This is a genomic window from Streptomyces sp. NPDC006435, assembly GCF_040612315.1.
Classification (GTDB): Bacteria; Actinomycetota; Actinomycetes; order Streptomycetales; family Streptomycetaceae; genus Streptomyces.
Map to the genome: position 1 here is coordinate 32539 of NZ_JBEXPY010000062.1, position 10956 is coordinate 43494.

The 10956-nt window shown below is 69.8% G+C and carries 10 protein-coding genes, 1 pseudogene and 1 CRISPR repeat array; of the genes and pseudogenes, 3 read left to right on the plus strand and 8 right to left on the minus strand.

Annotation, left to right across the window (positions count from 1 at the left end; genetic code table 11):
* Positions 1 to 25: 25 nt before the first annotated feature.
* The 5 genes and pseudogenes from cas7i to ABZZ04_RS35585 form a co-directional block, all read right to left on the minus strand.
* A complete protein-coding gene (gene cas7i, locus ABZZ04_RS35565) occupies positions 26 to 1084 on the minus strand; it encodes a type I-B CRISPR-associated protein Cas7/Cst2/DevR (RefSeq protein WP_356936368.1) in 1059 nt (352 codons plus the stop codon).
* 22 nt (positions 1085 to 1106) lie between these two features.
* Complete coding sequence (locus ABZZ04_RS35570) at positions 1107 to 2528, minus strand: hypothetical protein (RefSeq protein WP_356936369.1); 1422 nt, start codon at positions 2526 to 2528, stop codon at positions 1107 to 1109.
* Positions 2529 to 2643: 115 nt separating this feature from the next.
* Positions 2644 to 3090: a CRISPR-associated endoribonuclease Cas6 gene (locus ABZZ04_RS35575; RefSeq protein WP_356936370.1), complete on the minus strand. Its 447-nt coding sequence runs from the start codon at positions 3088 to 3090 to the stop codon at positions 2644 to 2646.
* Positions 3091 to 3843: 753 nt separating this feature from the next.
* A CRISPR array of direct repeats spans positions 3844 to 4416; the repeat unit is 31 nt; unit sequence GTTCCTCATCGCCCCTACGAGGGGTCGCAAC.
* A gap of 251 nt (positions 4417 to 4667) precedes the next feature.
* A complete protein-coding gene (locus ABZZ04_RS35580) occupies positions 4668 to 5003 on the minus strand; it encodes a hypothetical protein (RefSeq protein ID WP_356936371.1) in 336 nt (111 codons plus the stop codon).
* A 211-nt stretch (positions 5004 to 5214) separates the two neighbouring features.
* A pseudogene (locus tag ABZZ04_RS35585) lies at positions 5215 to 5527 on the minus strand (hypothetical protein); the annotation flags it as partial.
* A 355-nt stretch (positions 5528 to 5882) separates the two neighbouring features.
* Here ABZZ04_RS35585 and ABZZ04_RS35590 point away from each other — a divergent pair.
* A complete protein-coding gene (locus ABZZ04_RS35590) occupies positions 5883 to 6641 on the plus strand; it encodes a sulfite exporter TauE/SafE family protein (RefSeq protein ID WP_356936372.1) in 759 nt (252 codons plus the stop codon).
* A 97-nt stretch (positions 6642 to 6738) separates the two neighbouring features.
* On the opposite strand, the gene ABZZ04_RS35595 is transcribed toward ABZZ04_RS35590, so the two are convergent.
* A complete protein-coding gene (locus ABZZ04_RS35595; protein WP_356936373.1) occupies positions 6739 to 7017 on the minus strand; it encodes a metal-sensitive transcriptional regulator in 279 nt (92 codons plus the stop codon).
* A 97-nt stretch (positions 7018 to 7114) separates the two neighbouring features.
* Here ABZZ04_RS35595 and ABZZ04_RS35600 point away from each other — a divergent pair, with 97 nt between their 5' ends.
* On the plus strand, positions 7115 to 7687 hold the full coding sequence (locus ABZZ04_RS35600) for a rhodanese-like domain-containing protein (RefSeq protein ID WP_356936374.1): 573 nt from the start codon (positions 7115 to 7117) through the stop codon (positions 7685 to 7687).
* Between the two features lie 145 nt (positions 7688 to 7832).
* Here ABZZ04_RS35600 and ABZZ04_RS35605 read toward each other — a convergent pair whose 3' ends face one another.
* Complete coding sequence (locus ABZZ04_RS35605; RefSeq protein WP_356936375.1) at positions 7833 to 9128, minus strand: alpha/beta fold hydrolase; 1296 nt, start codon at positions 9126 to 9128, stop codon at positions 7833 to 7835.
* A gap of 109 nt (positions 9129 to 9237) precedes the next feature.
* Between ABZZ04_RS35605 and ABZZ04_RS35610 the strand changes: the two genes are divergently transcribed.
* Complete coding sequence (locus ABZZ04_RS35610) at positions 9238 to 10401, plus strand: ATP-binding cassette domain-containing protein (protein ID WP_356936376.1); 1164 nt, start codon at positions 9238 to 9240, stop codon at positions 10399 to 10401.
* 28 nt (positions 10402 to 10429) lie between these two features.
* Here the strand turns inward: ABZZ04_RS35610 and ABZZ04_RS35615 are convergent, their stop codons facing one another.
* On the minus strand, positions 10430 to 10705 hold the full coding sequence (locus ABZZ04_RS35615) for a DUF2087 domain-containing protein (RefSeq protein WP_356936377.1): 276 nt from the start codon (positions 10703 to 10705) through the stop codon (positions 10430 to 10432).
* Positions 10706 to 10956: the final 251 nt, after the last annotated feature.

Sequence of the window (10956 nt, forward strand, 5' to 3'; positions counted from 1 at the left end):
GCCCCTCGAAGGGGCGATGCTCGTCCTAGCGGGCGGGGAAGTCGTCGAACCAATCGTCGCGGACGCCGTCGGTGAACTCCTGGGCGAGGGTCGTCAGGACCGTGCGCGGGTGACCCAGGATGATCTTGTCCGCCTTGACCAGGTCCTCCAGGTCGGTACGAGCGCGATCGCGTTGGTCACCGAGGAAGCCGGGCGCCCAGCCGATGCGGACAGGGCCGTCCAGCTCGTCCTCCCACGCCTCCAGCTCCTCGCGGAGAATTCCGGCGTCGAAGTACGTCTTGCGGTCGCGTTCACGGACAGTACGGGTGAACGGGTTCACTCCTCCCTTGACCGGCGCAAGGATGATGAGTCCCGGTGTGCGGTCGCCGTAGTGGGCGGACTGCTTGGCCCCGCCCTTCACCTCGGCCATCGTCCGCAGCAGAACCGCGACCCTGCGTCGCCGCTCACCGATCGGCAGCCGGACGCACTGCACCCCCCGCAACACGGTCTCTTCCGCGTCTCCCGCAAGGAGCTCAGCAGCGAGAGAAGGAGCGAGCGCCGCTTTGATGGTCTTCCCAGCAGTCTCGAACGTTCCCACACGGGGCAGGTCCAGCAGCAGGTCGCCGGCCAGATCCGCGGTATACATCTCGTGTTCGTGGATGACCGGGTTGGTCCCCGGGCCGAAATCCCGGCTCATCGTCCCGAAGTCCATCACCGGCCGGTTCGGGACGACGGCCACCAGTGTCCCGGTGGCCAGCACCGTGTCCCGCATGAATGTCTTGGGTTCCCCCTTCTTCGCGCCCTTGTCGTCCGCCTTCACCGCGATCATGTATCCGAACAAGTCGTCGTCGAGGAACTGATCGGGCCGGCCTTTGGTGTACGCCTGCTGCTTCTTGCCCTCGCCGCTGCGAATCACCGGCGACAACGGCTCCCCGCTGGGAATCGAGTCACGCAACCAGCGTCGAGCGGCCTGGGCGGACACGTACGGAAACACCTCACGACCAGCGGTGAACTGCTTCACCATGCCGCGGTTGTCCTCGCCACGCCCGTTGTTCGGAGCACCGGCCTTGATCTGCAGAACGCTCTGCCCCACCAGGTACGTCATCGCTCTCCCCCTTTTCCTTTTCTCAGTTGGTTTCTTCGTCGACGAGGCTCTCGGCCACGTCCGCGATGTCCTCGAGTTCTTCGGCTGACCCCTTGGGCTGCCAACCGGCCTCCACCAATGCCTCCATCACCGCGAAGACCAACAGGCGACGATGCGACCAGGCTCTCTCGTCGTCGAAGAGCAGCCGATAGTCCTCCACCGGCAGCAAGGTCCTCGGCATGTCCTTCGGGCGCGTCTTGAGAAGCCACTGCACGCTCTGCGAGCGGAACCACCCGTACAGGTCGCCCCCTTTCGCGTTCGCCCGCATGAACCCACCGAAAGGTCCCGGCCTGGAGTCCTGCCCGAGCAGAGCGGCAAGCCGGGATGCCAGGTCCTTGATCCGGGCGACGTCCTTCTCGTCCATGTTCAGCACCTCGATGCAGTAGGAGTAAACGAGCGGGGCCAGCCCTGGCGCCTCTGCCGGAAGAACCCCCTCGGCGGAAACCCGCCCCAGCAGATGAGCGGCCGTACGGTGAAGTACGGCGGCGGGATCACTGAAAGCGCGCTTGGCCAGAAACGCCTCACCCGGCACGGTCTTGGACGCCTGTGCGGCAACCAGAACCCGGTAACCGGCACGGCGGTCCGTCCTGGTCGTCGTGGAGCGCAGCCACTCCGCGATCGGCTGCCCCATCTCCTGCACCCGCAGGAACTGCTCCTTGTTGGAGTTCGACAGAACGATCAGCTCCACACCGGAATGGATCCGCCGGTCGTAGGAACGGGCCGCTTCAAGTACCGCGAGTTCGCGGGCGTACCAGAGGGGCTGGGCCTTCGTCTTCACCGGAAGTGCCTGCGCCTTGGCCAAGGTGCGCTTGACGGCCAGCCGGGTAACGGGAGCCAGGAAGGCGTCGTCCCAGGAATGGATCACCGCAGCCCGCCCACCGGAAAGCGAGGCGCCGTAGGGGAAGGCCCACAGACTGGCCACGCACGAGTAGCACAACGGAGTGCCCTCATGCCCCGGAGCAGTGGTGTTACGGTGCTCGACGCTGGCCCCGAGCGGGATATCGACCTTGCCGAACCACTTGCACGCCGGGCGGTCGCAGTAAGCACATGGAACAGCAGGCCAGGCAGCGGGCTCGGGCAAACCCCGCCAGTCCCTCCACTCCCTGATCAGCTGACGCCGTTGGTCCGGAAGCTGCTTGCCCCGGGCCGTGGGGTTCATCTTGGAATTTGGCCAGAGCATGTAACTGGCGCCGAGCCAGAAGCCGCCGGGGTCAGCGGACTTGGCGACTTCTGCGGTGGCCAGCAAGTGCCGGGTCATTTTATCTACAGCCGATTTGAATAAATCCACGGTCAGCTGATCGGGATGCGGGACGCCGGCCAGAGAAGCGAGCGCAAAAGCCCCCACCCTCTGCAAGGGACTCGAGGTGAGCAGCACCTGGTACTGCTGGTCGAGGACGTCAGCCATCTTTCCTCCCTTCTGGAAATTTGCGTGAAGACGAAGGAAAACTCGGACACGTTCATGAAAAGTGGCAGCGACAGAGACGGTGCACGGCGAACCGCCGGGTTTTCATCACCATCGGCTACAGGCTGACCCAGCCCATGCCTGCTGAATTAGCCTGCCCCAGCCCCCAGCTATGAAGAGCGGAGAGCGTCTGCGGGGACCCGGAAAGGGAAACCTCGACGCAGGCGCCAGGCTTCTTCCCGCCGGGGCCGTTCGCACTGCCCACCGCGAAGGAACGCTTTGGACCGGCCCACGTCACCCTGTCCAGGGTCACGTCCCGGTCCAGCCCGAGCGTCTCGGCTTTACGCCGCAGGTTCCCCTCGACGTAGACATCCCATTCGGGCTCCCCCGGAAGGCACCATGCCTGCCGGGTCGTACGGACGCCGGAATCGTCCATGCCCGATGCCTTCATCACAACGGGGGTAGTGGTACGGAACACCGCACGCCCGGAGGAGAAGGAAGGCGACTCGACCGCCTCGATCCTGTCGATGATGAAGGCTGTCGGTCCCCACGCGACAACAGGCATGGAGGACAGAGCAGCAGCCCATCCCTCGATGACTTCGGGCAGAGGACTACCGAGCTCGAGGACTCCGGGGCCACCCACCGAGTAAACACCCCGCCGCTTCTTCGCCGCAGGAAAGGTCGGCGCCGAGTACCCGAACGGCACCATCCCGTAAGGACCATGGCCTCGAGCGTGCAAAGACACCCCAAGCGCAGGTGCACCACGTTCCAACAGGGAGTACACGAGAGCCCGCCCAGGGCTCAGGACATTGCTCCAGTCCAACTCGCGAGCCATCGTGTGAAAATTCAACCGTAATCGCATGCCTCATCACCTGTGCTCAGAAAACTCGACCAACGACTCAAAGCACGCCGGCCCCGGCTCGTCAGTGGCCCTCTCGACAGTTCCCATGAAGGAGCCCCGCTGCGTCAGCGCTGAATATGGCGAGAGCCTACAGCCGCTTCCGCGGCACCATCTTTGTTTCAACGGAAGTTGCTGAAACGTCAGTTAAGAGAGCACAACATGGTGCATGATGCCCGCCAACAACTGACTCTTCTATGCTGAAGGAGCTTCATCGCCCTGCCTGCGTCGCCCTGTCACGACTCGCCAACGGGGTTGCAACTAACTCACGTTCCAGCAAGTAGCGATGCGAACCAGAGGTCATCACCCTCCGAGGGGGACCCAGAATTTCAGCACCACGCCGCACTACCGGAGGTTCACTGCAAAACCTGCATGAAGAAGTCCCGAAATACCCCCACTCACCTGCACCTTTACTGTGGGGTTCCTCATCGCCCCTACGAGGGGTCGCAACATGCAGCGGGCGTCCGGCTACCAGCTGGCCACCGAGTTCCTCATCGCCCCTACGAGGGGTCGCAACGCATGAACGCCGGACGGACCTGGCGACAGGCGAAGAAGGTTCCTCATCGCCCCTACGAGGGGTCGCAACACGCCCCGGACCGTGGCGAGTCCGGCACGTTGGCCCGTTCCTCATCGCCCCTACGAGGGGTCGCAACACGTGGCCAAAGGGGGGGAGGGGAGCGGCCGGCACGGAGTTCCTCATCGCCCCTACGAGGGGTCGCAACTGGCAGCAGCCCGCCCGGCGGGCGATCGAGCGCGACGGTTCCTCATCGCCCCTACGAGGGGTCGCAACTACCAGCAGGCCCAGTTCTCCGGGTCGGGGACGCCGTTCCTCATCGCCCCTACGAGGGGTCGCAACATGGGGGCGCCGTGGTGGAGGTCGGAGTGGAGCTGGGTTCCTCATCGCCCCTACGAGGGGTCGCAACACGCGATCGCGCGGCGCGGTCACCCGTCCAGAGCGGCTTGTTCCTCATCGCCCCTACGAGGGGTCGCAACGCGGCTGTCGCGTCGGGGCCACCCCGTGGGAGCGGGTGGGGCGCACCCCGATCTGCCATCTCGCGAAGGTGGCCGGGCCATCGAGCCCGGCCACGTTCGCGGGGGCGTCCTGGAACGCTTCGTGCTACGCGCGCCCGGGCTTACGTACGCTCGCCGAGGAAGCGGCCCTCGGCCGCCGGCCGCGTGTGTGCATGGAGCACGGCACCATGCGAGCCGAACCCCGGCCGGGGCAGAGTCCGGCCCGCCGCACCTCAGTAACCCTGGTTGTTCGGGGCGTACGGGGGCTGGCCGCCGTAGCCCGGGGTGGCGCCGGACGCGACTGCCGGGGCGGCAGGCTTGCGGCCCGCGCCGATGGCCACCGACGCGGAGGCGACCAGCAGGCCGACACCGGCGAGAGAGATGGTGATGCCGGTGTTCTCCGCACCGTTGGACCAGGTGTAGTTGTCCGGACCGTCGCTCGAACACCGCTGCGTGGTCTTGGAACCGCCGTCGGGCCCACAGATCCATTCCAGAGTGTGTTCCTTCTTGGCCTTCTCTTCGTCCTCCTCGATGAAGCCGTAGAGGAGCAGGCTCAGTCCGGCAATCATGAAGAGGACTTGGAGGGTTCTGGCAACCGGGTGCATGGGAAGTAATCGCCTCATTGGGGCCGTTCGCGGACAGGGCGGGTTCGCCGCGCCCGTAACGGCGCGCACCGGCAGTCCGGTGCGCGCTCCCCCGTGCCACGCTTCCCCCGGCCCGTATCCTACGCAACGACCCTGTCCGAGCAAGGGACTACAGCCGAGTCACCCCACTCGGGGCTCACCGATGAAGGGCTCGCCGGCTCCCGTACCGCTCGCACGGTTCGGCCTTGCGAACCTTGCCGCCGACGACGAGCGGGAAGAACTCCACGACGCAGGCCAGAACCTCCTCGCCGTACCGTTCGCCGGGGACGCCGACGACCTGCATCCGCTGCCTTCGGGCGTCCGTGCAGGAACTCCTCGATCTCGCGCGGGAAGCTGTTCTCGCCGCTCCCGCCGCGCGGCAGGGTGATCCCGACCGACGGGCCGACGACCTTGACCTCCAGGTGCGGCATGCCCCGTCCGACGGCGCCGGTCCGCCGCCGCACCCGATCCGCCCACTGCTCCCGCTCGCACGACGGGGCGCACCGTCATGCCCGCGGGGCCGGCCCTCCGCGACCGGCCCCGCGCCGCGTTCCGTCGGCGCCCTCCGGCGTAGCGCACGTCTCACCGAGGACGGAGATACCCCCCGGGGTATTGGTGTTAATCTGGGTCAGAGATACCCCCCGGGGTAAAGCACCACAGAAGGAGCCGTGTCGTGTTCTTCGTCGATCCCGTCGAGACAGCGGGCCCCGGCGACCGCCGCCACCCGACCGCAGGACCCGCCGGCCGGGCCGTCGGCGCCGGCGGCTGCCGCCCCGGCGGGAATCCGCCCGCGCACGACCGGTGCGGAGCGGCGGGCGGCACCTCATGACCGCGCTGATAGTGGCCCTGGTCGCCGGTACGGTGGTCGGGCTGGCGCTCGGCGGGCTGGGCGGCGGCGGGAGCGTGCTCGCCGTTCCCGCGCTGATCTACCTGCTCGGATTCACCCCGGCCGAGGCCACCACCGCCGGGCTGCTCATCGTCATCGTGACCTCCCTCACCGCACTGGTCGCCCACGCCCGGGAGGGCCGGGTCCGCTGGCGCACGGGAGGACTCTTCGCCGCGGCCGGGATCGTTCCGGCCGCGGTCACCGGGGCACTGTCGGTGCGGATTCCGTCCGGAGTGCTGACCGCGGGGTTCGCCGTGCTCGCGGTGGTCGCCGCGACGCGAATGCTGCGCCCTCGGGCCGAACCGGCGGAGACCGGGGAGGGCGCGACCCCCGCGCCCGCCGGACGGGTCGCGCGGACGGGTGCCGGGCTCGGCGCGGTGACCGGCTTCCTCGGCGTGGGCGGCGGGTTCCTCGTGGTACCCGCACTGGTCGCCGTGGTCGCCGTCCCGATGGCCTCGGCGGTCGGCACCAGCCTGCTGGTCATCACGGTGAACTCCGTGGCCGCGCTCGCCACCCGCCTCGCCACGCCCACCGCGCTGCACTGGGCGACGATCGCCCCGTTCACGGCCGCGGCGGTGCTCGGCGCCTGGGACGGGAAGCGGCTCGCCGCGAAAGTCTCCACGGCCGCCCTGCAACGGATCTTCGGCGCGGTACTGCTGGCCGTGGCCGTGTTCATGCTCATCGACTCCGTGGCATGACCCCCGCCCCCGATCGACTCGGCCACACCGGCCACACCGCCCGCCCGGCCGCACCGACCGGCTCGGGGCGAGGCCGCCCCGGCCGGCCCGATCCCGCTCAGGCCAGCGAGAGAAAGAGCTTCTCCAGCCTGGCCCGCATCTGCTCGCGGTCCTCTGGGCCGTGGCCGCCGTCGGCCATGCAGTGCTGCAGCCCCGTCGCGATGATCGCGAAACCGGCCCGGTCCAGCGCCCGGGACACGGCCGCCATCTGCGTGATCACGTCCTCGCAGTCCCGGCCCTCCTCGATCATCTTGATGATCCCGGTGAGCTGGCCCTGCGCACGGCGAAGGCGATTGAGGACCGACTTCAGTTCGTCGGCCGCCATGTCAAGTTCCACATCATCCTCCTGATACCCCAAGGGGTATTCTAGCCCGACCGGGGAAGGAAGGACCGCGTCCATCCCGAGCCCCGGTGGACGAAAGGAAACACTGCTCGTGACCAGCCCCGCTTCCCTCTCCCCCGCCCAGGCCGCGGCCCGTCTCGCGGAGTTCACCGTCATCGACGTGCGGGCTCCGGGCGAGTACGCCTCCGGGCACGTCCCCGGCGCGCTGAACATCCCGCTGGACCGCCTCCAGGAGGCCGTGCCCGCGCTGAAGTCCGCCGCGGCCCGCGGCTCGCTGCTCATGGTGTGCGCCTCCGGCGTGCGCTCCACCCGGGCCTGCGACATCCTCGCCGCGGCCGACATCGACGCCCTGACCCTGTCCGGCGGCACCTCCGCCTGGGAGGGCGAGGGCCGTGCGCTCGACCGCCCCGCCGGGGCCCGCGCGACCTGGCCGATGGAGCGGCAGGTGCGGCTCGCCGCCGGTTCGCTCGTGGTGGCCGGACTGCTCGCCGGAGCGCGCTTCCCGGCCGCGCGGTGGATCTCCGCCGGCGTCGGCTCCGGCCTGGTGTTCTCCGCCGTCACCAACACCTGCGGCATGGCGGCGGCCCTGTCGCGGCTGCCGTACAACCGTGCGCCGCGCACGGCCACCGATCTGGGCGCGACACTGGCCGCCCTCCAGCGCTGAACCCCGGCTCGCCGGGAACGGCTCGGCACACCGAGGCGGTGGGGCAGGTCACGCGGGCCGCGTGACCTGCCCCACTGTTTCGCGTGGGCCCCATCGTTTCGGGCAGACCCCACCGTTTCCCCGTGCCCGGACCCGGCGCCGTCGGTCAGACCTCGTCCCGGACCATGGCGAGCAGCCGGTCCAGCACCCGCGGACCGCCCGCGCGCAGCCCGTCGTGCTCGTACTCGTTGGTCACCCAGGTGCGCAGCCCGCGGATCGACGCCGCCGTGCGCAGCGAGTGCCCGGTGTCGACGTACATGTCGTCGTGGTAGACGGCGGCGACGACCGGCACCTGGTTGGCCGCCAGGCGCTCGGTGTCGTACAGCGGCGCCCAGTCGGTGCGGGCGGCCAGCAGTTCGGCGGTCTCGCGCAGCGGGCGCAGCGCCGGGTCCACCTCGAAGTGCCAGGGGTGGATGGTCTCGCCGGTGAAGAGCACCGGTCCCTCGCCCTTGAGCGCCTCGGCCGCGTCGAACTGCGGGAACTCGGCGCGGACCCGCTCGGCGGACCAGGCGGTGGGCCGGTCGTCCTGGCCGTAGATCGCCTCGTGCATCAGCGCGTACAGCGGGTGTCCGGCGAACGAGCTGGCCGTGCGCACGGCCTCCTGGAAGGTGTCGGAGAGCTCGGTGCCGTGCGGGGTGCGGACGAACGCGTTCTCCAGCAGGTAGTGCAGCTGGTGGCTGCCGCTGCCGCCGCCCAGCATGATGCCCAGGGACTGGAATCCCTCGGGCGTCAGCAGGTGCCCGGCGCTGTCGGTGGGGTGTTCCAGCAGGTGGGCGGCGATCTGCCGGGCACGCTCGACGTCCTGCGGATAGCGGGCGTAGTGCGCGGCGACCTTGCGCTCGACGCGCGGGTAGGCGGCCCGGTAGACGTCGTCGGCGTGTGCGTCGAGCGAGGGTAGCCCGCCGGTGATCAGGACGGCCTTGAGCCCCTCGGGGGCGGCCGACAGGTAGCGGACGGCGCAGAAGCCGCCGAAGGACTGGCCGAGGACCGTCCACGGCTCGCCGCCGGTCAGCTGCGGGCGGATCAGCTCGCAGTCGCGCACGATGTTGTCGGCACGGAAGTGGGCCAGGTAGTCGGCCTGCTCGCGCGGACCGCCGCGCAGCGGCAGGGTCTGCCGGTTGGCCGGGGTGGAGAGGCCGGTGCCGCGCTGGTCGAGCAGCAGCACCCGGAACTCCCGCACGGCCCGCCCCAGCCACGCCTCCGTGCCCACGAAGCGCCGGGCGCCGAAGCCGGGGCCGCCCTCCAGATAGAGCAGCCACGGCAGCTCCTCGTCTGCCCGGCCGCTCGCCACGGCCTCCCTGCCGAAGACCTCGATCTGCTCGCCGTCCGGGTCGTCGTGGTCGAGCGGGACCGTGAAACGGCGGTCGGTGAAGACGATGCCGGGGTGCCGGTAACTGCTCACAAAATGCTCCTGAATCGTCAGATGTGCCTCGGACAGTTCAGCACACGGCGGTGACACGGACGGTCGCGGCCCGTGTGCGCGGCGCCCGGGCGGCTCCTACCGTGCAGGCATGATCCGGTTCGAGCAGGTCGGCAAGGTGTATCCGGACGGCACGACCGCGGTGGACGGCCTGTCCTTCGAGGTCGCCGAGGGGGAACTGGTCACCCTGGTCGGACCGTCCGGCTGCGGCAAGACCACCACGATGATGATGGTGAACCGGCTGATCGAGTCGTCGTCGGGCCGGATCCTGGTGGACGGCGAGGACATCTCCGGGGTCGACCCGGTGAGGCTCCGCCGCCGGATCGGCTACGTCATCCAGCAGGTGGGGCTCTTCCCGCACCGCACGGTCCTCGACAACACCGCGACCGTGCCCGCGCTGATCGGCTGGAAGCGGGCCAGGGCCCGGGAGCGGGCGGCCGAGCTGCTGGATCTGGTGGGCCTCGACCCGAGGACGTACGGCTCCCGCTACCCCGCACAGCTCTCCGGCGGGCAGCGTCAACGGGTGGGCGTGGCACGGGCATTGGCCGCCGATCCGCCGGTGCTGCTGATGGACGAGCCGTTCGGCGCGGTCGATCCGGTGGTGCGCGAACGGCTGCAGAACGAGTTCCTGGGGTTGCAGGCCACGGTCAGGAAGACGGTCCTGATGGTCACCCACGACATCGAGGAGGCGGTCCGGATGGGCGACCGGATCGCGGTGTACGGGGCGGGGCGCATCGAGCAGTTCGACAGCCCGGGGGCCGTGCTGGGAACCCCCGCGACCCCGTACGTGGCCCGGTTCGTGGGTGCCGACCGGGGGCTGAAGCGGCTCTCGGTCACGGCGATCGAGCCGGACGACCTGGAGGAGCCGCCGGTGGCCCGGCTCGACGAGCCGGCCGGTTCGGCGGCGGCCCGGCTGGACGGGGCGGGGGCCCGCTGGGCGGTGGTGCTGAACGGCGGGGGCGAGCTGCACGGCTGGGTGTCGGCGGACGCGCTGCGGGCCGCGGGCGGGCACGGCACCGTGGGTGCCCTGGCCCGGCGGATGGACGCCTGGGTGCCGGTCGGCGCCCCGTTGAAGCAGGCGTTCAGCGAGATGCTCCAGCACGACGCCGGGTGGGTCGCGGTGCTGGACGGGCCGCGGTTCCTCGGTGTGCTGACCCCGGCCCGGCTCCACGAGGCGCTGCGCCGCTCGGTGGACGCGGACGCGCGGGGCGTGGGCCGGGACGAGGTGCGGTTCGACTCGATCGCGGACGCGTAGGGCGCGCCGCGCACCGGACCGGTTCGCGCTACCGCCCGCGCCGGTAGCTGCCGCCGTCCCTGGAGCGGACCAGCAGACCGGCGACGACCGTGCAACGGCGCAGCGCGGCGCAGTCCTCGTGCACCGTGAGCAGTGCCTCGTTGACCTCGCGCTCGGTGTAGGTCCGGTCCCGCTCGAACAGCGTCCCCCCGAGGTGGACCAGCGACTGCTCGCGGCGGGCCGCCTTGCGGGGTATCGCCGTCAGACGGCCGTGCGAGAAGAGCGCCTCGACCTGGTGCGCGTTCCTCGAATCGTTCTCGGGCATGGGAGGGAGACCTTCACCTGCCCCAGCAGTTCGAGAGTCGTGGCGTCGACGGCGTCGGTGAAGGTTCCGCCCACTCGATACCGACGCGGATGCGGTGGGTGGTCATGGCCGGGCACCTCCTTGTGCGGGTGGGTTGATGCGCGGGCGGGCCGGGTGGGGCAGGTGGGGGCCTCCCACCCGGCGTCTCACGGGTTAGGCGTCCGTGGTGAGTATCCGCGTACGGCGGGCCCGTGGGGCGGGACCGATCGGGA